The 20,929-nt window shown below is 33.7% G+C and carries 22 protein-coding genes and 2 tRNA genes; all 24 read right to left on the reverse strand.

The features are described 5' to 3' along the window. Nucleotides 1-71 precede the first annotated feature (71 nt). The 24 genes from ASE21_RS19690 to ASE21_RS19800 all read right to left on the reverse strand — a co-directional run bounded on the left by ASE21_RS19690 (nucleotide 72) and on the right by ASE21_RS19800 (nucleotide 20,886). Nucleotides 72-629, reverse strand: coding sequence for a nucleotidyl transferase AbiEii/AbiGii toxin family protein (locus ASE21_RS19690; protein WP_317039169.1), 558 nt, complete (start codon nucleotides 627-629; stop codon nucleotides 72-74). After that, nucleotides 626-1,435: a type IV toxin-antitoxin system AbiEi family antitoxin gene (locus ASE21_RS19695; protein WP_057124414.1), complete on the reverse strand. Its 810-nt coding sequence runs from the start codon at nucleotides 1,433-1,435 to the stop codon at nucleotides 626-628. Before ASE21_RS19695 ends, ASE21_RS19690 begins: the two co-directional genes overlap by 4 nt. 256 nt (nucleotides 1,436-1,691) lie before the next feature. Further along, complete coding sequence (locus ASE21_RS19700; RefSeq protein WP_057124415.1) at nucleotides 1,692-3,131, reverse strand: caspase domain-containing protein; 1,440 nt, start codon at nucleotides 3,129-3,131, stop codon at nucleotides 1,692-1,694. A gap of 106 nt (nucleotides 3,132-3,237) precedes the next feature. Beyond that, a complete protein-coding gene (locus tag ASE21_RS19705; RefSeq protein WP_057124416.1) occupies nucleotides 3,238-3,561 on the reverse strand; it encodes a hypothetical protein in 324 nt (107 codons plus the stop codon). Between the two features lie 34 nt (nucleotides 3,562-3,595). Then, nucleotides 3,596-4,888, reverse strand: coding sequence for a phospholipase D-like domain-containing protein (locus ASE21_RS19710; RefSeq protein WP_057124417.1), 1,293 nt, complete (start codon nucleotides 4,886-4,888; stop codon nucleotides 3,596-3,598). Nucleotides 4,889-5,033: 145 nt separating this feature from the next. Continuing rightward, on the reverse strand, nucleotides 5,034-5,198 hold the full coding sequence (locus ASE21_RS21890; RefSeq protein WP_157848791.1) for a hypothetical protein: 165 nt from the start codon (nucleotides 5,196-5,198) through the stop codon (nucleotides 5,034-5,036). A 60-nt stretch (nucleotides 5,199-5,258) separates the two neighbouring features. Then, complete coding sequence (locus ASE21_RS19715; RefSeq protein WP_128414732.1) at nucleotides 5,259-5,534, reverse strand: hypothetical protein; 276 nt, start codon at nucleotides 5,532-5,534, stop codon at nucleotides 5,259-5,261. 297 nt (nucleotides 5,535-5,831) lie between these two features. Then, nucleotides 5,832-5,916, reverse strand: a tRNA-Ser gene (locus ASE21_RS19720). A 145-nt stretch (nucleotides 5,917-6,061) separates the two neighbouring features. After that, a tRNA-Ser gene (locus ASE21_RS19725) sits at nucleotides 6,062-6,146 on the reverse strand. Nucleotides 6,147-6,286: 140 nt separating this feature from the next. Then, the gene (locus ASE21_RS19730; protein WP_057124419.1) at nucleotides 6,287-6,685 is read right to left on the reverse strand and encodes an acyl-CoA thioesterase; all 399 of its coding nucleotides are present in this window, start codon (nucleotides 6,683-6,685) and stop codon (nucleotides 6,287-6,289) included. Nucleotides 6,686-6,690: 5 nt separating this feature from the next. Continuing rightward, nucleotides 6,691-7,821 carry a 3,4-dihydroxy-2-butanone-4-phosphate synthase gene (gene ribB / locus ASE21_RS19735; protein ID WP_057124420.1) on the reverse strand — a complete coding sequence of 377 codons (1,131 nt, stop codon included), beginning with the start codon at nucleotides 7,819-7,821 and terminating at the stop codon, nucleotides 6,691-6,693. Nucleotides 7,822-7,823: 2 nt separating this feature from the next. Next, complete coding sequence (locus tag ASE21_RS19740) at nucleotides 7,824-9,281, reverse strand: LptF/LptG family permease (protein ID WP_057124421.1); 1,458 nt, start codon at nucleotides 9,279-9,281, stop codon at nucleotides 7,824-7,826. Nucleotides 9,282-9,289: 8 nt separating this feature from the next. Further along, nucleotides 9,290-9,982, reverse strand: a complete 693-nt coding sequence (locus ASE21_RS19745; protein WP_082603525.1) for a LolA family protein — start codon at nucleotides 9,980-9,982, stop codon at nucleotides 9,290-9,292. A 7-nt stretch (nucleotides 9,983-9,989) separates the two neighbouring features. Continuing rightward, on the reverse strand, nucleotides 9,990-12,437 hold the full coding sequence (locus ASE21_RS19750; RefSeq protein WP_057124422.1) for a DNA translocase FtsK: 2,448 nt from the start codon (nucleotides 12,435-12,437) through the stop codon (nucleotides 9,990-9,992). A gap of 13 nt (nucleotides 12,438-12,450) precedes the next feature. After that, nucleotides 12,451-12,825, reverse strand: a complete 375-nt coding sequence (locus ASE21_RS19755) for a diacylglycerol kinase (protein WP_057124423.1) — start codon at nucleotides 12,823-12,825, stop codon at nucleotides 12,451-12,453. 13 nt (nucleotides 12,826-12,838) lie between these two features. Next, nucleotides 12,839-13,336, reverse strand: a complete 498-nt coding sequence (gene tpx / locus ASE21_RS19760; protein WP_057124424.1) for a thiol peroxidase — start codon at nucleotides 13,334-13,336, stop codon at nucleotides 12,839-12,841. Between the two features lie 406 nt (nucleotides 13,337-13,742). Next, nucleotides 13,743-14,000: a DUF6952 family protein gene (locus ASE21_RS19765; protein ID WP_008462029.1), complete on the reverse strand. Its 258-nt coding sequence runs from the start codon at nucleotides 13,998-14,000 to the stop codon at nucleotides 13,743-13,745. A gap of 106 nt (nucleotides 14,001-14,106) precedes the next feature. Further along, nucleotides 14,107-14,415 carry a thioredoxin family protein gene (locus ASE21_RS19770; RefSeq protein ID WP_057124425.1) on the reverse strand — a complete coding sequence of 103 codons (309 nt, stop codon included), beginning with the start codon at nucleotides 14,413-14,415 and terminating at the stop codon, nucleotides 14,107-14,109. A 228-nt stretch (nucleotides 14,416-14,643) separates the two neighbouring features. Then, the gene (locus tag ASE21_RS19775) at nucleotides 14,644-15,282 is read right to left on the reverse strand and encodes a peroxiredoxin (RefSeq protein ID WP_053471125.1); all 639 of its coding nucleotides are present in this window, start codon (nucleotides 15,280-15,282) and stop codon (nucleotides 14,644-14,646) included. A 125-nt stretch (nucleotides 15,283-15,407) separates the two neighbouring features. Next, nucleotides 15,408-17,021, reverse strand: coding sequence for a glycoside hydrolase family 3 protein (locus ASE21_RS19780; RefSeq protein ID WP_057124426.1), 1,614 nt, complete (start codon nucleotides 17,019-17,021; stop codon nucleotides 15,408-15,410). A 2-nt stretch (nucleotides 17,022-17,023) separates the two neighbouring features. Next, a complete protein-coding gene (locus ASE21_RS19785) occupies nucleotides 17,024-17,473 on the reverse strand; it encodes a GNAT family N-acetyltransferase (RefSeq protein ID WP_057124427.1) in 450 nt (149 codons plus the stop codon). Between the two features lie 171 nt (nucleotides 17,474-17,644). After that, the gene (locus ASE21_RS19790; RefSeq protein WP_056203709.1) at nucleotides 17,645-17,986 is read right to left on the reverse strand and encodes a hypothetical protein; all 342 of its coding nucleotides are present in this window, start codon (nucleotides 17,984-17,986) and stop codon (nucleotides 17,645-17,647) included. 22 nt (nucleotides 17,987-18,008) lie between these two features. Beyond that, on the reverse strand, nucleotides 18,009-19,328 hold the full coding sequence (locus ASE21_RS19795; protein WP_057124428.1) for an MFS transporter: 1,320 nt from the start codon (nucleotides 19,326-19,328) through the stop codon (nucleotides 18,009-18,011). Beyond that, nucleotides 19,315-20,886 (reverse strand): glycoside hydrolase family 10 protein, encoded by a 1,572-nt coding sequence (locus tag ASE21_RS19800; protein ID WP_057124429.1) that lies wholly within the window; start codon nucleotides 20,884-20,886, stop codon nucleotides 19,315-19,317. Before ASE21_RS19800 ends, ASE21_RS19795 begins: the two co-directional genes overlap by 14 nt. Nucleotides 20,887-20,929 lie beyond the last annotated feature (43 nt).

The following is a 20,929-nucleotide window of genomic DNA, read 5'->3' on the forward strand; positions in this document are numbered from 1 at the left end:
CACTGAAAAAGCCATATATTCCTTGTAACAATTTACCAATTTTACTGTGTCGACTTTTGTATTTGTTAAAGCTATTCTATATCAAATAGATCTCGTCCTTTTCTACGTTGGTATAATGCTCTCATCTTTGTGCCTAATAATTCTTCTATGTGGTAAGTGTTAATTTCGCATTTTCCAGTAAACCAACCATTTTTTACTTCGAACGGTACTTTTTGTAATCCCATCACTGTAAAATGTTCTTTGCAATTGATTTCTATTTTCAATTTCATTGTTATTACTGGAGCTGTTTCTGTTTCAAACTTATAGACTACAGTATTATTATGTGCTTTTTGATTAACGGTTCTTTTTGTTCCCAAAAAAGATAATTTTTTTCGGAGCTGTTCTAATATTGGTTTTATTGGCCCCGGTTTTATTTGCACTAAATCAATATCCTCTGAATATCTTACTTGGGGTTTTAAAAATAATTTGTGTAATGCTGTACCGCCACGAAAAGCCAAATGTTCACTTAGGAATTCATCTGAAAATATCTCGACTAATGCTCTTTCAATTACTAAATCTTGTTCAACCTGAGCATCATCCGGCCATGGAGCAAATGCTTTCCATTCAAGTATATATCTTCTAGGTATCATAAATCACTTTCAATTTGAACATTGTGAATAATTTTCCAACGGGAATTTGTCTCACCTATCTTATTTTTTCCGGGCATTAATGGAATATTTACGCCGATTTTGTTAGCGATTGTTTTATATAGTGTTTCACCTAATTTTTCATTGTCTAATTGTACTTCCAATAAATACCCCAACCGCTGAACTGCTGCTATTTGGGAATAGCATTTGGCTGCCTTTTTCAGATTGGAAGGCTTTATTACTTCGATTAGTTCTTCGAGAATTGTAATAATCCTATTTATCCCAATACTTTCAGCATAATAGAGTAAATCCAAAGCCGTGAGTTCCGGTGATGAAACATTCATGTAGCCTGCTTCTGTCTTAATCTCATTTACATCTTCTGTATTCCAATCGTTTTTAATAAAGAAATTCAGTTTTAGTTTTTTGTTCTTAATATCCCGGAGTGCCGGTCTTTCGGTAATGATAAATGTTTCCATGGGCTGTTGATGTCCGGCACCATGAAGTGCAGCAGCTGAAATAAGGCCTACATAATATTTTTTGCCTAATGCTTTCATCATATCATCAATAAACATGTTAACTGGAATTATTCCTTGGAGTGAATATTCTGCGGGAAGCAATGTGTAAAACTCTTTCCGAACCTGTACAATCTTCTTCTTCTTCTTTAAGCGATATAGGTTCTGATTAAGTGCTTTATCAGATACAGGAAACTTTTCTTTAACTTCATCTAATGTAAACGCATATCTTCCTTTAGATCTTAATTCATCTAAATATTCATCAAGATAATTATATGTTACAGCAGTATCAGACATCTATATATTATATTTGCGTAATACTACACAATGTGTAGTATTACGCAAATATAATATTTCTCTATTAACTTCAGCATTTTGTGTTCATAAATAATCATATTGGTTAATATCATTAGTTACAACAACAGTACTTCATAGTTTTACATGAGTTTGGTCATTACCAGATTCATCAATTCTATCTATTACTTGTCCTTAAGGGTTAGTGCATAAATTCTATTTCATTGTTCCTTCTGTGAGAACCAGATATTTGGGTTCACTACCAAGTTGAAGTCTCTTCTGGAATTTTAAAAGTCATTTTTTTTAACTCAACCCCTGAATTTATCTGAATCAGTTCTTCGGGAGCTGAAAGGTAATGGCTAATAACTTGTTTAAGGTTAGATTCATTTGTACCCCAAACATCATATTTACTTATTGGTAAGGTAATATCCTTACCCTGCACAGTAATTGTATCAACCGCCTGATAAGGGAATTCTTCACCTGTCTTGCTTCTCTTCACTTCGTTAGTTGCTAAAACAGCTACATCAATATGACTAACATTATCACCAGGAATATAGAATAACTGATCACGATAAGGCTCTAATACTTTAGTAATAAACTCAAACGATTTTTTAAATTCGGGTACATTTCTAAGCTTTAATACCTTAGGGAGGTTATGTTTTTTAAGGTTTTCAGACCTAAAATCTCCGTTACTGTTAAAATAGATTTCATATAAAATCCCATTTAAAAGATGATTTTCGCCTTCAACAGTATATAAACGTAAATTTTCACGCAGGTTATCCAAAAATGCTGTGGCATTAAAAGCATAATCTGCTGCCTGCAAAATGTTTCTTCCAATAATAAACTGCTGATCTTTGTCAATCTTCGAGGGAGGAATACTTAAAAATCTGTCGATAGCAGGATTTTGTATGTTCCAATCATAAGATTTCAAATTCATCACTATGCCAAATTGGTCGTTAGCTTCAGAAAACATCTTATCCTTGACAACTACTTCGCTATAGGGAATAGTAATCGAATGAACTAATTGACCTGTGTTGAAGTAAAAGTCTCCGACAAGCGAAGTATGTTCCCATGTTGTTTGTGCACCTCCAGTCAATGCAAAAACCGTTTTTCTCACCCTTTTGAAAAGCTCTTCTACCGATAAACGCTCAACACCAATAAATTTAAGTAACGAGCCTGTGTAAATACTGTGGTTTTTATAACCGTAATCTTTAGCTCCTGAATTTTCAGAAGTTGAAAATGCAATCAAGGCTCCTTTCGGTGCATGGATTGGAGAGAACTCAGATGAACCTCCACGTTCAAATCCTTTCCTACATGCATCAATAATTGCAATATTCACCATAGTGGAAGCTTTTCGGAATATATCCATAATTTCAGTAAGTCTAATACAAGTTCTTTGACAGTGTGCCTTTGTGGGATTAGCAATTTGACAATCTACAGACGCCAAGTAATTTTCTCCGTCAACCTGAAAGCCGTGTCCAGCGAAATAGAAAATGGAAGCATCAAATTCATTGATCCGTTTTTCATATTGTTCCAATATCTCAATTATACCATCAGTATTTATATCATTCCAAAACAGTACTTCATAACCAAGACGACTAAAAATGTCGGCAATGCCCTGTGCATCATTAATGGCATTGTCAAGTTCGCATCCTTCGAAATATTTATTATTCCCTACTACAATAGCTAGTACTTTCATTTCAAATTTATTTAGCCTCCAAAGATATTAAATTAATTATCCATTAGTATTATTTCCTAATATTCCAAATCACTAACATTCTGACTATTATATTGGTTCATATTCTTTAGCTAATATCAATTACCTTATATTCATAATCGCTACATTCAGCTGGAACAAAGTATTCTGTTAATAAATAATGCTGTCCTACAAAGGCGTTGCAATGAGGACATGTATTGGCATCATAAGTTTGTTCCATTGTATAGGAATGCTGTTCCCTGATGATTACACCATTATTTTCGGCTATCCTTTTTTCTTCAGTAGAAAATGCTTCAGGACCGCAGAAACCATTTCTTTTTTCACTTTTAATAATAGCAATATTCATTGGTGCATCACATTTATAACATTCAGCTTTTATAATATACATTTGTGTTTGAATAGACTCTTTCATAATTTCTTAATTTGTGGTTAACAGAATCATATTTTTATGGGTTTAATTTATTCAATACTTTCCAACCATTAGATATGTATTTCTTTTTCCAAATCTGTTTGTAATCTGAGAGTATATTTTCATAACTTTCTCCCTTATCTAGTCTGTTGTGTAATTCCACCGTATAAAGAACCTTATATGCAATATTTGATTTGATATTGTTATCATAAGGTAGATGTTTCATTCTGTTGGTAATATGTGATGTATATGCATACAATCTTTCTCCTTTTGATTTTGCGTTTGTTTCGATGTCTAACGCATTGCTTATTTTTCTTAAATGATCTAATTTAAATATAGGAAGGAAATATTCCGAATAAAAGTATGATGCGAGTCTGATCGGCAACGCTTCTGTATATTGGGGGATCTTAAAGTCAAAAATCCCACAGCAAAACTCAAAAAGTTCATCCTTGTATTCAAAGTTCCAAGGTTTCATACCTACCATTTCCGGATAAATATACTCTACAACATTTTGAAATTCGGTATTTTCAAATGCTGTTTTAAACTGTAGCTCCCTTAGTCCAGTGCTAGCGATATGTGATTCATGTCCATAAGTGAAATCATAAAATAAACTTCCTCTGCGATTTGAATGAAATTCATTTGCGTAGAATATATCTTTATTATACCCGCCTTTCAATTTATTCTTAAATTTTTCTTTTACTTGATTCGCTTCAAATGTCAAACTTGAAATCCGGGAGTAATCATCTTTTAGATTAAATATTTCACTGATAACTTTTTGTATATCAATTTTACCAATGCCAGTGTTTACAATTAGATCCGATCTTTTTTTATTATTTACAGAATCATTCCTTTTCTGCAGTATTTTATATTTTGACCAATTGGCTTCAAGTAATTCATATGTTATTTTATTTTCTTTGGCATTCTGCCACATTTCATTAAATATCTCATTACACTCATTTAAATTTTCCGAATCAACTTTAATGGTTAGTTCAATATTACTTTCAAAACCTCCTTTCGTGAAGTTAGATGAGGTAACAAATGTTTCTTTATCAGTGATGTATAATTTTAAATGAATAGTATTGTCATACAAAATCACAAAGCCTAACTCTAAAAGTGTTTTTAGCGTTGGTGTATCAAATGAAACAAGGCAGGAATCATCAAATCTTGTTAGTAAGCGTTTGTCGACTATACTCTTTGTATTATGTTCATTCAGGACTGAAGTAGCAAATGAGCTTAAAAATGGAACGGCAAAATTTAATTTATGCTTGCTAATATTAATAGAATTTCTGATTCTATCAGTGATTGGATTTTTTAAAATAACTTCATTCATTACAACGTATTTAAAAGAGACATAACTAGTAAATATACTTCATTTTTTTATAATACGAATTGTTGCTATATACTCTATTTTGAAACATAAAAAAAACCGCATTACATTTCTGCAACACGGCTTCTCCAATCGACCAAATCAAAAACTATTTCTTTGCTTTTGCTTTCACAACTTTTCCACCTTTAACATAGCGGTATCCTTTCTTTAAAGTGCCGTTTTTTTTAACGCCTTTCTTTGTGATCACACTACTGCATAATTTCTTAGCAGATACTCTTTTCGTTTTTTTTGACTTTGTTTTCTTTGCTACCATGATTTCTGATTTTAAGTTATTTTACTGTGAATGATAATTTTTTCTTTTTCGGTTCATTGACTACTTTTTGAAACACATTGAGTATTTTAAAGTGAGGTCGTTTCCTCTGTTTTTCTCCAATGTGGCAAACCTTTGTTTTGGATCTTGATGTGATGAACAATGAATAAATGCAGTTGGATTATGCGCCATCTTGTTACCGCCGTACATTGCACCGTTTTCTTTTACCTGGGAAATAAAACACCAAATGATTTTCGGATATTTGGTTCGCAGATAATTAATCTGATCGGCTGTGATTTTTAAATCTGTGACAGAATCGGCAATGATCACCTTAACCACTTTCAGAAATCCTGTAGTTCTTTAAAATGTTTTTCTAAATACCCTTTTATGGCTATGTATTTTCTGCTCTGGTATTGTTCCGATAATGCTACGAAGGGTGTCCTTCAATCGTAAATCCTGTATTTGCAAGAGTTAAGGGATTTTAGCGAGACCCTCTATTTCTAGTTTTTTCTGAGGTCTCGATTTATTCCTTTTAACAATAAGATTCGATGAATAATTTGGTATATGAACAAAAGCAAAAAAACCCGTAAATCATAGGATTTACGGGTTTTTGACACCATTTAGGATTTTTTTGAGCGGAGAAAGAGGGATTCGAACCCCCGGACCTGTTACAGTCAACAGTTTTCAAGACTGCCGCATTCGACCGCTCTGCCATTTCTCCAGTATGTTGCTATCATTTTCTGATTGCGAGTGCAAATATAAGATGCTTTTTGGTTTCTCAAAACTTTTTTAAGATTATTTGCAAAGAAATAAATAGGTATATAAAAAAGAAAACCCTTAACTTTTGTTAAGGGTTTAGAGTTCTGCGGAGAAAGAGGGATTCGAACCCCCGGACCTGTTACAGTCAACAGTTTTCAAGACTGCCGCATTCGACCGCTCTGCCATTTCTCCAGTATGTTGCTGTCATTTTCTGATTGCGAGTGCAAATATAAGATGCTTTTTCGGTTCTCAAAACTTTTTAAGCGACTTTTTTTAAATAATTTTCAAGTGTCTAATTATCAGTATTTCTGAAAATGAGTTTTTTGAAAAAGTTAATCTAAATCGTCCAAAATCGGCATTGGTTTTTTGTTTTCATCTACTGCAACAAACGAAAAAGTACCCGAAACTACCGTTTCGCGAAGTTCAGAATACATTTGTTCCATGAAAATATCAACATGAATTTTACAGCTTGTTCTTCCAACGCTTACAACTTTAGCTACTAATTCAATTAAAGTTCCCGCCGGTATCGCTTTTTTAAAGTCAATTTGGCCTGTAGATATTGTAACTACTTTTTTTCGGCTAAAACGAGTAGCGCAAATAAAAGCCACTTCATCCATCAGGTGAAGCGCAGTTCCGCCAAATAAAGTATCATAATGGTTGGTTGTACTCGGGAAAACCGCTTTAAAAATATGTGTTTCAGATTTTAAAATTCTTTCTTCTAATGTGCCCATAAAAATTAGTAAGTTACGTATTCAGTAATTTCAAGTCCATATCCAATCATTCCGACACGTTTCGTTTGTTCTGTATTCGAAACTAATCTAATTTTAGAAATATCGATATCATGAAGGATTTGAGCTCCAATTCCGTAATCTTTACTGTCAATGATAACTTTTGGTGCTTTTAAAGTTCCTTGTGCCTGCAGATTTTTAAGTTCAGAAATTCTGTTCAATAAATTTACGGCTGTCATATCCTGATTGATAAAAATTACGGCACCTTTTCCATTTTCATTGATTACTTTGAACATATCGTCTAATTGCTGTTCTGCATTATTAGTCAATGTTCCCAATAAATCATTATTAACCTGAGAAGAGTGGATTCTTGTCAAAATTGGTTCTCCAAGATTCCATGTTCCTTTCGTTAAAGCAATATGAATTTGTTTATTAGTAGTCTGTTCGTAAGCTCTTAATCTAAAAGTTCCAAAACGGGTTTCAATATCAAAATCTTCTTTTTTAACGATAAGACTGTCATGCTGCATTCTGTAAGCTACCAAATCTTCAATCGAAACTAATTTCAAATTGAATTTTTTAGCAACTTCAATTAGTTGAGGTAAACGGGACATTGTTCCATCTTCGTTTAAAATTTCGCAGATAACTCCGGCAGGTTTAAATCCGGCCAGTCTTGCAAAATCAATGGCTGCTTCTGTATGTCCGGTTCTTCTTAAAACACCGCCTTGTTTGGCAATTAAAGGAAAAATATGTCCCGGACGGGCTAAATCGTGCGGTTTTGTGTTGGGATCAACTAATGATTGTACTGTTTTAGCTCTGTCTGCTGCAGAAATTCCAGTTGTTACACCATTTCCTTTTAAATCAACAGAAACGGTAAAAGCAGTTTCCATATGATCTGTATTATTGGTAACCATTGCGCGTAAATCAAGTTCCTTGCAGCGGCTTTCCGTAAGTGGCGTACAGATTAATCCGCGGCCGTGTGTCGCCATAAAATTGATCATTTCCGGAGTTACTTTTTCGGCAGCAGCCAAAAAATCACCTTCATTTTCGCGATCTTCATCATCGACTACAATGATTACTTTACCTTGACGAATATCTTCTATAGCTTCCTCAATGGTATTCAGTTGAATTTGTGTTGACATAATTATTCTTTGTTTTGAACAGGAAAGAACCGTTCAGAAATTTTTTGAAATAGTTGTGAGATTGGAGTAGTTATCGCATCAAAATTAATTAATCCATTATCGTTTGTGGCACGATAGGTTAATAATATTGCTAATGGCGAAAGTATAAAGGATGACATCCATGAACCCATAAAAGGAGTCATTCCGCCTTCCTGAGATAATCTTTTTCCAAAAGTATTGATGAAATGAAAAGTAATGAAAATTAAAACTGCAAAAACAATAGGTAATCCAAGTCCGCCTTTTCGGATAATAGCTCCTAGTGGTGCTCCAATAAAGAACATTAAAAAACAGGCAAAAGCTATAACGAATTTCTCGTATAATGCCGTCAAATGTTTATTGATTTCGCGTTGTTTATCCTTTAAATCTTTTTGAGTCGATTCTATGGAATATTCATTACTGGTAACATTGCTTGATGCCATTTTTATGACATCAATTTTCTGTTTATTTGTGTATAAAGACAAAAGATCGTTTGGTAATGTCTTTTTGTTTTTCTTCTTATCGGTAATCAGAGTGCTTGATTTTCTGATTCCTACACGCTGGTTTATATTTTCTGAAAATGAGATAATTTCGTTATCCAGATTTTTATTTAAAGAATCTAAAGTATATCGTAATTCATTAACATTCAGCATGGCATTTGTTCCGGCAATACTTTCTTTGCTGTCATCAACTTTGTTTAATTCAGATAAATCAATATTGATAATATGCTTTTTGAATGCTCCTTTTATAAAAGGAAGTTTAGTGCGGTCTTCGTATTTTTTTGGCGTAACATCCTGATAATAATAACCGTCATTTAGAACCAGTTTTAAAATACTCGATTTTTCATTACTGATTAATTCGCCATTTTTTGCTTTAATAACAGTTTTATTCTCACCAATATTATTTGCTTTTTCGTGAATGGTAACACCCGTTAAAATATTTCCATTTTCTCCGGATTTTTTATTCACTTTAATATTGTAAGTCCCAACATCATTAAACTGGCCTTCGGTAATGGCCATTGCTGGTTTTGCCTGAGCAATATTTTTTCTGAAATTAACAAATTTATATTCGGCATAAGGAATAACGTTATTGGCAAACCAAAACGCTACAATACTCAAAACGAATATAAAAATGATTAAAACCCGCATCGCTCTCTGAAGTGAAATTCCGGAAGATTTCATAGCGGCAAATTCATAATTCTCGGCCAAATTTCCGAAAGTCATAATAGAAGCCAAAAGCACCGAAAGCGGTAAAACCAGCGGGATGATACGCGGCATAGAAAAAAGCAGGAATTTCACGACCAGTATTAAGTCGAGATCTTTACCTGCTAGTTCTGATATAAACAGCCATACTGTCTGAAGTATGAATATGAAAAATAGAATTACAAATACCGTAGTAAATGTAAATAAGAATGTTTTTAATAAGTATTTGTCTAAAATTTTCAACCTTCTGATTAATCTAATTTATTGATGTAGTATTTCGGGTATTTACTCGCTACAAAGGTAAATTGATTTTTTGATAATGGCTGATTGGTTTTAAAAGAATTAACGGTCAAAGTTGTTTTTGTTCCGTTTTTTCCGGTTTCAATCAAATTATAAATGTGTTTTGTCTGAATATCAATACCTAAAAGAATTTCTTTTCTTTGATCTTTTCCGGTTGTTGGTACTAATTTAATGTATTGGATTTTTCTTCCTTTTACATTTTGTACAATATCCATATTGTATTTGTAACCAGAATTAAAGAAAGTAAGCATTTTTGAAGGCGTAATAGCATTATCATCCTTTTCATTTACTTTTGAAACGGTAACTTCTTCATCTTCCGGAACAATTGTATATGTTTTTTGTCCGTCAAAAATTTTGGTAACGCCCATAAAATTCAATACATATTGATTTCCTTTCATGGTTACATTTCCTTTGCTGTCCTGATTAATATTCTCTTTTGCATTATTCAGAGAGTATTTAAAATCTATAACAATATTATCGTAGCTTTTTATTTTAGCAGTTACTTCGTTCAATAAATCTTTGGCTTTTTTATCCTGAGCCTGAATAGAAGTGAAGCTCAAAAGCAATAAAACTGCCATTTGAAAACACTTTTTAGTCATGTTAGTGATAGAATTGTTTTTGATTTCCTGAATTTTTGTTCTCATGATTGGATTAATTTTGTTCATTATTAAAAAATTGATCAAGAGCACTTAAATCTGAAATATTTACGCTTCTTGCCTTACTGCCTTCAAATGGTCCAACAATTCCTGCTGCTTCCAGCTGATCGATTAAACGACCGGCTCTGTTGTAACCCAGTTTTAATTTTCTTTGCAGTAATGAAGCAGAACCTTGCTGTGCATTGACAATAATTTCTGCAGCTTCTCTAAATAAGGCATCTCTTTCAGAAATATCCATATCAAGATTAATGCCACTTTCTTCTCCAACAAACTCCGGAAGCAAATAAGCTGTGGCATATGCCTTTTGTGAACCAATAAAATCTGTAATTTTTTCGACCTCCGGCGTATCAATAAAAGCACACTGAACACGGATTACGTCATTACCATTTGTATACAATAAATCTCCTCGTCCAATTAACTGATCTGCTCCCTGAGTATCTAAAATTGTTCTTGAGTCAATTTTTGAAGTTACTCTAAAGGCAATTCTCGCCGGGAAATTGGCTTTAATTAAACCTGTAATTACGTTAACAGAAGGTCTTTGTGTAGCGATAATTAAGTGAATACCAATAGCACGAGCCAGCTGAGCCAGACGGGCAATAGGAACTTCAACTTCTTTTCCTGCGGTCATAATTAAATCGGCAAACTCATCGACAACCAAAACGATATAAGGTAAAAATCGGTGTCCGGCTTCCGGATTTAATTTTCTCGATTTGAATTTTTCGTTGTACTCTTTAATATTACGAACCATTGCATCTTTTAGTAAAGAATAACGGTTGTCCATTTCGGTACAAAGTGAATTCAAAGTATTTACAACTTTGGCATTATCAGTAATAATAGCATCTTCCGTATCCGGAAGCTTAGCTAAATAATGTCTTTCTATTTTATTGAAAAGCGTAAGTTCGACTTTTTTCGGATCGACCAAAACAAATTTTACTTCTGCAGGATGCTTTTTATATAACAGAGAAGTTAAAACTGCATTTAAACCAACAGATTTTCCTTGTCCCGTTGCACCGGCCATCAACAAGTGAGGCATTTTGGCAAGATCGACAACAAAAGTTTCGTTTGAAATGGTTTTTCCTAAAGCGATTGGCAGTTCCATTTCAGCTTCCTGAAATTTAGCCGCACCAATAACGCTCTTCATAGAAACCATAGTTGGAGTCTTATTTGGAACTTCAATACCAATTGTTCCTTTTCCTGGAATTGGGGCAATAATACGAATTCCCAAAGCTGATAATGACAAAGCAATATCATCTTCTAAACTTTTGATTTTTGAAATTCTGATTCCGGCTTCGGGTACAATTTCATATAAAGTTACAGAAGGACCAACGGTTGCTTTAATCTGTGCAATTTCGATTTTGTAGTTACGAAGTGTATCTACAATTTTATTTTTGTTTTCTTCTAATTCTTCCTGATTAATAGTGATTCCGCCAGTCGAATATTCTTTTAATAAATCGATAGTTGGAAATTTATAATTGGATAAATCCAAAGTTGGATCAAATAAACCAAAATCTGCAACAAGGCGGGAAGCAAGGTTTTCTTCGATTATATCTTCTTCTTCGGCTTTTTCAATAACAAAAGCTTCGTCAGGAGTTGCCGTAATTTGAGTAACGGGCGGTGTAATTGGCTTTAAAATCGGATTAAGTTCAATTTCTGATGAATGGTTTATTGTCGGTTTTAAAGCTTCTTTATTAATTTCAAATTGAGAATCTTCTGTTTTTAAATGAATATTATCTAATTCAGGATCTTCTTCAATTGCAAATTCTTCCAGATTATAAGCACTTTCCGGCTCTTGATCCGGCTGAGGTTTTTTAATGGAATTTAATTCAGATTTGAATTCGTTTTTAGTGGAATCAAAATAAGACTGAATTTTTTCCGGAGATACTTTTATTTTGAAAATCAGATAAACAATTAATCCAAAAAGCAGGGTTAATAAAGTTCCGGTTTTTCCGATGTAATCCTGAAGGAAAAGATTTAGTTCGTAACCAATTGTTCCGCCTAGTTCCGGTGCCGAAGTGGCAAAAAATCCAAATAAAATGGATACGATAATAATAGCAAACAAATCCCAGAACCACGTGTTTTTTAATTTTTTGGTCGAAAGTTCCAATGCCAGAAATAATCCGGTTAAGAAAAATAAACGAACAATAATAAAAGAGGCGATTCCGAAACCTCTGTAAACAATCAAATCGGCAAGATAAGCTCCGAATTTTCCGAGCCAGTTTTGTACAACTTCGTCACGATCTCCCAGCTGACTTACCGCACTTTGGTCTGCCTGCCATTGTCCATTGACATAAAAAGAAATAAATGCAACTAATAATGCAATAGAAAAGAGTATCAAAAGGCATCCCAAAACAAACTTTTGCTGTTTGGTTAAATGCCAGGATTTAATTCCGGAGACTTTTGATTCGGTTTTTTTGTCTACTGTTTCTTTTTTTGTTTTTGCCATTCTTGCGTTCCGCCTATATAAATTTTGGAATATAAATTATCAAACCAATTGCTATTGCTGTCATGGCGGCAAAAAATACCGCTCCCGCAGCAATATCTTTAATAAATCCGATTCGTTTACTGTAATCGGGGTGGATAAAATCGGCAATTTTTTCAACTGCCGTATTTAATCCTTCAATACTCATTACTAAACCAATGGCTAAGGTTTGACAAAGCCATTCTGTTTGAGAAATATGAAAATAGAACCCTGCAATAGTCATGACAATTCCCAGTGAGAATTGTACCATAATGCTGTGTTCTGTTTTTATCAGTTTTACAGCTCCTTTAAAAGCATACGTAATGCTTTTTAAACGACCTGTAACAAAAGTATTATCTTTTTGAAACTCCATTTAGTGGATAATATTATAGTGCTGCTAAAGCTGCTTCGTAATTTGGTTCGTTTGCAATTTCGGCAACTTGTTCTGTATGAGTAATTGTTCCGTCAGCATCGACAACAATTATAGCTCTGGAGTGTAAACCAGCTAAAGGCCCGTCAACGATTTCTAATCCGTTTGCTTTACCAAAACTTCCTGTTTGAAAATCAGATAAGTTTACAACATTTTCTAAACCTTCAGCACCACAAAAGCGTTTTTGAGCAAATGGTAAATCTCTCGAAATACATAAAACGGTAGTATTTTCTAATCCGCTTGCACTTTCGTTAAATTTTCTAACAGATGCAGCACAAGTTCCGGTGTCAACACTCGGGAAAATATTTAAAACTAATTTTTTGCCAGCGAAATTACTTAATGAAGCCACTGATAAATCGTTTTGTACTAATTTGAAGTCAGCTAATTTTGAACCAACTGCTGGTAATTCGCCTGATGTATGAACCGGATTTCCTCCTAATGTGATTGAAGCCATGATTTTTGTTTAATTTAATGAGGCTCAAAAGTAAGGATTAATATTTGAATCTAAAAGTATTTGTTGTGGGTTTAAGGAGAGATTTAGAATGGTTTTTGGAGAGCTGCAGATTGATAAATTAGATGTTGAAATTTAAGATTTTAGCATGTAGATTTATTAGTTTGTCAGGCTAAGCAAGTCAAAACCCCGCAAAGCAGCTCTGTAATATAAATGAATAAATCTATATCGATTTTCTTTGTGTGGGCTTCGACTTCGCTCAGCCTGACAATTTTAACCTAATAGACATTGCACAAAAACTGAAAACCGCGGTGAAAACTGAATCCTAAAAAAAAGCGTCTCTAAAAAATAGAAACGCTTTCTCAGTCATGTTTTTTTGTTTTTGTTTTTCTCTGAAAAAGAGGCCGATTTATTTATCGATAGAACCTAAAACACGTTTCATGAACGTATTTAAAGCTTCTTTTTTGTCGGTTCCCTGAGCTACAAGTTTTTGTACTTCAAGAGCGCCGTACATATTTGAAATCAATTCGCCAATTACGTCTAATTCTTCATCTTTAAGAGAAGGAATTTCGGTCATTGCTTCAAGAACTTCAATAGTTTCTATAATATAATCCTGATCGTTTTCTTCAATAAACTGCGTCAAATGCTTTATTACTGGTAACTTCATAATTTAGACTTTCTTAGATTTTTAGACATTCTTAGACATATTAGACTTTTTTAGATTTTAGAACATCTAAGAAGTCTAAAATCTAAATTAGTCTAACGATCTAAATTTAAGCAATTGCATTAACAAGATCGATTAAAACTTCTTGTTTGTTGGTTTGTGTTTCGCCAACTAATTGTCCGTTCACAAAAGTAGCGAATGTTGGCAGGTTACTTACATTAGCTAATTTTCTTGATTCAGGAGAATTTTCTGCATCAACCAGAACAAAAGTCAAAGCTTCATTTTCAGCAGCTAATTTTTTGAATTTTGGTTTCATAATACGGCAGTTTCCACACCATGAAGCAGAATATTGTACTACTACTTTTTCGTTTTTAGCAACTAAATCTGCTAACGTATCTTCGTTTAAGTCGATTAACATAGTTTTTATTTTTAAAACACTAAGTTGCTAAGGTTCTAAGATGCTAAGTTTTGCTCTCGAACCGAATAACTTTATGTGGATTTATTTGATAGATTTTTAAGTCGTTGAGATTCTAAGATCTAAGTTAATCTTAGAATCTCGTGACTTTATTGTAGAATTGTTTCTAAGATTCAAAAGTTAAGTTTTAAAAAAAAACTTAGCAACTCAGAACCTTAGTATCTTAGAACCTTAATTAGCGCTTAAGTATTCAGCAGTACTAACTCTGTCAGCAGACATCGCTTCTTTACCAGCTTCCCAGTTTGCAGGACAAACTTCACCTTTAGTCTGGATGTGCGTGTAAGCGTCAACCATTCTTAAGTATTCGTTTACGTTACGGCCTAATGGCATGTCGTTAACACTTTCGTGGAAGATTTTTCCAGTTTCGTCAATAAGGTAAGTAGCTCTGTAAGTTACGTTTGAACCTTCGATGATTACTGAATCAGTATCTTCGCTGTAGCTTGTAGATTCGATATCAAGGATACCTAAAATGTTAGCTAAGTTACGGTTTGTATCAGCTAAGATTGGGTAAGTTACACCTTCAATTCCACCATTATTTTTTGGAGTGTTTAACCACGCAAAGTGTACTTCGTTTGTGTCGCAAGAAGCTCCGATTACGATAGTATTTCTTTTCTCGAATTCTGGTAATGCAGCTTGAAAGGCGTGTAATTCAGTTGGACATACAAAAGTAAAATCTTTTGGATACCAGAACAATAGTACTTTTTTGTTGTTGTTTACAGCTTCTTCAAAAATGTTGATTTTTAAATTATCACCCATTTCTGAGATAGCATCTACTGCAATACTTGGGAATTTTTTTCCTACTAAAGACATATTTTTCGTTTTACGTTAAAAATTTATTTCTGGTGCAAAAGTAGGGCAGAAGTATATATTCTTACAATAAGATGTGATTATAAAAATTTATAAGTTAATAAATTTTGACTATTTAGCTTGTTAACTTATTGAATTTCAATATTTACCGGTAAAGTTCCGTTGAAACTATTTTTTTCGAAAAATTGAATTCCCGCTGTTTTTTGAAATTCGTCAAAATCCTGATACGCCTGAACCAGTCCAAAGGCCTTTTTAAGATTCGGAATTATAGGTAAAACATACGGATTTCCAAATATATAAATAATGCATTGTTTGGTTTGAAGTAATTTAGAAAGCAAATTCAAAACTTCATCATTTATTTCAAAATGATTGGCTGGTTTTGCCTTTGGAACAAACAATGAAATTATAATAGTTTCGAAATTTTCCAGTTCTTTTTGAATTTCCGGAATATTAGAATTTTCTAAATTTTCAAAAGCAAATTCCGGCGAAGGTAATTTTGAATTTAAAGTTTTAAAAAATGTATTTCCAGTATTTTTGTATAAACTCAGCTTGGCTAGTTTGTTGTTTTTCTGCGCTTCAAATGCTGATTCTGAATTTGAATTATCAACAATTGTTGTAATCGCATTTTGAGCAATCTGCAGATTTAGTGCTGATGTTTTTTCGAAATTTAATTTGCCCGAAGCAGCAGTATTTCCAGAAAGAATTCCCGCTTTTTCTTTTGCTTTCATGATTCGGCTGTAACTTTCGAAGATGCGGTCCGGAGCAGCATTTTTAAAGATAGCTTCAATTCCTTCAGGAACATTTTCGGCGAAACATAAAATGTCGTTTCCGGCATTAAAAGCTTCCCATTCCAGTTGACCTTTGGTTTCATACAATTTAGAAACACTGTGCATGTTTAAAGCATCAGAAATTACTAAACCGTCATAACCCAATTTATCACGTAAAAGATCCTGAATAACCGCTTTTGATAAAGTTGCCGAAGTATCTTTTCCGCCATTTAAACTTGGAACGGCCAGATGCCCAATCATAATCGAATCGACATTATTTTCAATTCCTTTAATGAATGGATATAATTCGTTTTCTAATAATTCTTCTAAAGTTTCCTTTAAAACCGGTAATCCTAAATGCGAATCGACATTGGTATTTCCGTGTCCTGGAAAGTGTTTCAGGCAGCCTAAAACTCCCACTTCCGACATTCCGTTTAAATATTCAACCGCAAAACTGGCAACTTTTTCTTTGTTTTCACCAAAAGAACGATAGCCAATAACCGGATTATCCGGATTGTTATTAATATCTGCCAAAGGCGATAAATTATACTGAATTCCGGCGGCTTTTAAATCCAGTCCAATTTGTTTTCCAACTTCAAAAACCAAATCTGCTTTATTTTCGGGCAATGCCCCAAGTGTAATTGAGTACGGATACTGCGGTGTTTTTTCGATGCGCATTGCCAAACCCCATTCGGCATCAATACTAATTAAAAGCGGCGTTGAAGCTGCTTTTTGATAACGAATAATTAAGGCTTTGATTTTTTCATAGCTGTCGTCATTAAAAACAACTTTTTTCTTGCTTTCATAATTGGTTGCAGCACTCGCACGACTATGAAAAAAGGTCAGTCCGCCAATATTATGATCTCTAATAAGGCGTTCTGTTTCCTGGATGTTTTCTTCGGTATCGTTGATAAAAACGGCTGGAAAGAAAAATTGTCCTATTCTTTGTCTTAGTGCTTCGGCTGTTATTTTCATTATTATAAAGTCTTTTTCATGCAGACACTATTATCCATCTTTTCATAAGGCGGATAATTGGGTATTATGGTATAGTTTAATTTTTGATATAAGCTGATGGCTTCGGGCTGGTTTTTTCCGGTTTCGAGAATCGTATAAGTAAAACCAGCTTCTTTGGCCCAAATTTCAAGTTCTTTTAAAACGGCAGAAGCAATTCCTTTTTTTCTGTGATCAGGATGCACATACATGCGTTTGATTTCTGTTTTTCCAGGTTCTTTTTCGCGAAAAGCGCCACATCCTACCGGAATATTATCTTCATAATAAACAATAGCATGTTTTATTTTATCAGTTTTATTAAACTGATTGTAAAACGCGTGATCTTTACCATCTCTAATTGCCAAATCCTGATCTAATAAAGCAACCAGATTTATAAAATCAATATCGTCTGAATTGGTTCGTTTTATGTTAATCATGATTACTTTTGAGTTAATTTTTCTACCATAGATGTATAGTTTTTGGAGCGCTTAAATGTTTTTTACTTCATTAAACAATCATAGCTATGTGTAGAGAAACTCGTTTCTATTTATATCTACTCTTTTTACACAAAATAAAGTCTATGTATCTATGTGTTTAAAAAGAATATTTTATTTCAGTTTTGCTTTCTTTTGTTTCGCCAATTGCTTCTTAGTTTCAATAGCTTTTTCTAATCTGTTTTTAAAACGGAAAAGTTTTGGCAACCCTTCTAAACGGTCTTCAATTGTAATTTCTTCGTAGACAACAATTGCTTTCTCCAAAACTCTGATCTCATTGTCGAGATCGTTTTGGTTTTTGTAAATTGTTGCTAATCTATCGTAAGGATGATTCCCTTTAAAGCTTTCTGCGACATTTTCCTCATAAAGTTCAATTGCTTTTTCAAGATTTCCTGTTTTCTCGAACTCAGCTCCTTTTAAGTTGCGTTCGGCCTGCAAATTTTCATTGATTTCCATAAAGTAAGAGTTTGATTTGGGGTTAAACTTCTTCAGATTTTTTCCCAAAATCTTTCGGGAAAATTAAAAAACGTGATAAAATAAGACCTGGAATTGTCGCTATAAAAACCCATACAAAAAAGTTTTGATAGCCTAAAAATTGTTGTATAAACCCGCTCAACATTCCCGGAAGCATCATTCCTAATGCCATAAAACCGGTTGCAAGTGCATAATGCGCTGTTTTTGATTCTCCTTCGGCAACATGAATTAAATACATCATAAAGCCGGTAAAACCAAAACCATAGCCAAATTGTTCTAAAATAACGGTTATGCAGGTATAAAGATTTAGTGGAGAATTTATTTCGAAAAAATATAAATTTATATGAAGATGGAAAAGCTCTTGCGGCTGAAAATGTGCTAATCCGATAAAACCAAGAATTGGCAGATGCATGGCCAAAAACATTGGAAGCATCCATTTGGTAAGACCATGTCTTGAAATCGCCATACCACCTAAAATCCCACCAATTGTTAACGCAAAAATACCCAGCGTTCCATAAATTATTCCAACAGATTCAGTATCTAAGGCCATTCCGCCTAATTCTCTTTTGTCTAATAAAAACGGACTCAGCATTTTTAACAGCTGTGATTCTCCCAGTCTGAAAACCAAAATAAAAGCCAGAATTAAGCCAATTTGTTTTTTCTTAAAAAAGCTTACAAATATAGCAGCAAAGCTCTGATGATGATGGGCGTTATTTTCTGCTAAATTAATTTCGGTTTTTGGTGTAAAAATGAAATTATAAATCGTAATAAAAGTCATTAATAAACCAACAATAATCATAGTATACGACCAGGCTTTGGTATTATCGCCATATTTATGTTCCAGATATCCTGCAAAAAGTACAATTAACCCGTTTCCGGCAAGCATTGAGAGTCTGTAAAAAGTACTTCTTATTCCTAGGAAAAAAGACTGCTGTTCTTTTGGCAAAACCAATAAATAAAAACCATCACTAGCAATATCATTAGAAGCCGAAGCAAAAGCGGCAACCCAGAAAATTGCTAAAGTCATCATGAAAAATCCGTTGGCAGGGATTGTAAGCCCAACAAGTAAAAATGCTATCGAAATTAATAACTGCATCGATAAAAACCATTTTCTTTTGGTTCCTTTTAATTCAATAAACGGACTCCAAAGCGGTTTTATAACCCAAGGTAAGTATAATAAGCTGGTGTAAACGCCAATATCTTCATTTGAAATACCTAAATTTTTGTACATAATTACCGAAACCGAAATGATTACGGCGTACGGTAATCCAGATGCAAAATTAAGAAGCGGAATCCAGAACCAGGGTTTATTATCTGTTTTCATTAGGCTGAGCAGGTGAATAGATTTTAAAATTCTTTTTTAAGTCGGCAGCAGTTGGGGTGCTTTCGTTCGCAAAATAATCAATAAATGTCACAGCACAAGCTTTATACATATTGATTTTTTCTGCGGGAACAGAAAATGTTATTATGCCGTCTTTTTCAACAGCTCTTACTTTGTCAATTATTTTTTCGGCATCGTTTGTATCTACTTTAGAAATGTGCTCTCCACCATAAATAACAATATAGCGCACTTTTGTATTTAGTGGATTTTTAATACTGAAAGTATATTTTAAAGTGTCTTTTGTAAAATCTGTAATAACCGGTGTATCAATAATAATGCGTTTTAAATTTGGCACCGCCGCCGGAAGAGCCGGATATTTATACTGGTTTTCCTGTAAAATTCGGGTAATGTCAAAATTTTTGTCCATGAACCATTTTGCACTGAAATAAGCACTTCCTGATACATTTTTGAAACTTCTTGCAAAATCGATCTGGTTTGGAATTTCATAAACGAAATTCCAGCTTTTATCACTGTCGCCTCTGATTTTATAAGAAGCGTGTCCAATATAAACAGCCGTATTATTAGAGTTTTCTGACCACCATTTTACTAATTTAGAATAAGATGCTCTCGTATTATTCATACTCCAATATAATTGCGGCAGTATATAATCGATCCATTTTTGATCCATCCATAAAACAGGATCTGCATATAAATCGTCATAATTGGCAGTCGATTGTGTTTCTGAACCCCGTGGATCAACAGATTTATTTCTCCACACCCCAAACGGACTAATTCCGAATTGAACCCAAGGTTTGCTGGTTTTTATAGTTGTAGAAATCGTGCGTACAAAGTTGCTTACATTCGCACGGCGCCAGTCGGCAAGGCTTAAACCTGAACCGTATTTTTTGTAAGAAGCCGTGTCGTTAAAGACTTTTCCGGGAACAGCGTAAGGATAAAAATAATCATCAAAATGAATCGCATCGATATCGTATTTATCAACAACTTCTTTTACGACTTTTGTTAAATGTGTCTGAACTTCCGGCAGGGCAGGATCGTAATAATATCTGCCGCCGTATTCGATCATCCATTCCGGATGTTTAAAAATATCGTGATTGGGACTTAATTGCTGTTTGTTTAAGTCGAAAGTCGCACGGTACGGATTGAGCCAGGCATGAAATTCAAAACCTCTGTTATGTGCTTCTTCAATCATCCAGGCCAGTGCATCATAATACGGACTCGGAGGCGTGCCCTCTCTGCCGGTTAAAAATCTTGACCATGGAGCTAATTCTGAAGGGTAAAATGCATCACCAACGCTTCTAATCTGAACGATAACAGCGTTGTAGTTTAGTTTTTTATAAGTATTTAAAATCTCTAAATAATCAGCTTTTTCTTTTTCAACAATATCTGCGGCCGTTTTTGGCCAGTCAATATTTACCACAGTTGCAATCCAGACACCTCTAAATTCATTTTTAGGATGCATTATTTTTTCTTGTGAAGTTGATTTTAATCCAAAGAAAAATAAAAGTATGATAGTATATAGTAAGTGCTGATTTTTATGCATTTTAATCTTTAATTTTAACAAGAACCAAAAATAGTTTGTTTTT

The organism is Flavobacterium sp. Root901, from assembly GCF_001429765.1.
Lineage (GTDB): Bacteria > Bacteroidota > Bacteroidia > Flavobacteriales > Flavobacteriaceae > Flavobacterium.

Coding starts and splice junctions, on each gene's coding strand:
- ASE21_RS19690 (WP_317039169.1), bottom strand. CDS start 629: ATGATACCTAGAAGATATATACTTGAATGGAAAGCATTTGCTCCATGG.
- ASE21_RS19695 (WP_057124414.1), bottom strand. CDS start 1,435: ATGTCTGATACTGCTGTAACATATAATTATCTTGATGAATATTTAGAT.
- ASE21_RS19700 (WP_057124415.1), bottom strand. CDS start 3,131: ATGAAAGTACTAGCTATTGTAGTAGGGAATAATAAATATTTCGAAGGA.
- ASE21_RS19705 (WP_057124416.1), bottom strand. CDS start 3,561: ATGAAAGAGTCTATTCAAACACAAATGTATATTATAAAAGCTGAATGT.
- ASE21_RS19710 (WP_057124417.1), bottom strand. CDS start 4,888: ATGAATGAAGTTATTTTAAAAAATCCAATCACTGATAGAATCAGAAAT.
- ASE21_RS21890 (WP_157848791.1), bottom strand. CDS start 5,198: ATGGTAGCAAAGAAAACAAAGTCAAAAAAAACGAAAAGAGTATCTGCT.
- ASE21_RS19730 (WP_057124419.1), bottom strand. CDS start 6,685: ATGGGCACATTAGAAGAAAGAATTTTAAAATCTGAAACACATATTTTT.
- ribB (WP_057124420.1), bottom strand. CDS start 7,821: ATGTCAACACAAATTCAACTGAATACCATTGAGGAAGCTATAGAAGAT.
- ASE21_RS19745 (WP_082603525.1), bottom strand. CDS start 9,982: ATGAGAACAAAAATTCAGGAAATCAAAAACAATTCTATCACTAACATG.
- ASE21_RS19750 (WP_057124422.1), bottom strand. CDS start 12,437: ATGGCAAAAACAAAAAAAGAAACAGTAGACAAAAAAACCGAATCAAAA.
- ASE21_RS19755 (WP_057124423.1), bottom strand. CDS start 12,825: ATGGAGTTTCAAAAAGATAATACTTTTGTTACAGGTCGTTTAAAAAGC.
- tpx (WP_057124424.1), bottom strand. CDS start 13,336: ATGGCTTCAATCACATTAGGAGGAAATCCGGTTCATACATCAGGCGAA.
- ASE21_RS19765 (WP_008462029.1), bottom strand. CDS start 14,000: ATGAAGTTACCAGTAATAAAGCATTTGACGCAGTTTATTGAAGAAAAC.
- ASE21_RS19770 (WP_057124425.1), bottom strand. CDS start 14,415: ATGTTAATCGACTTAAACGAAGATACGTTAGCAGATTTAGTTGCTAAA.
- ASE21_RS19775 (WP_053471125.1), bottom strand. CDS start 15,282: ATGTCTTTAGTAGGAAAAAAATTCCCAAGTATTGCAGTAGATGCTATC.
- ASE21_RS19780 (WP_057124426.1), bottom strand. CDS start 17,021: ATGAAAATAACAGCCGAAGCACTAAGACAAAGAATAGGACAATTTTTC.
- ASE21_RS19785 (WP_057124427.1), bottom strand. CDS start 17,473: ATGATTAACATAAAACGAACCAATTCAGACGATATTGATTTTATAAAT.
- ASE21_RS19790 (WP_056203709.1), bottom strand. CDS start 17,986: ATGGAAATCAATGAAAATTTGCAGGCCGAACGCAACTTAAAAGGAGCT.
- ASE21_RS19795 (WP_057124428.1), bottom strand. CDS start 19,328: ATGAAAACAGATAATAAACCCTGGTTCTGGATTCCGCTTCTTAATTTT.
- ASE21_RS19800 (WP_057124429.1), bottom strand. CDS start 20,886: ATGCATAAAAATCAGCACTTACTATATACTATCATACTTTTATTTTTC.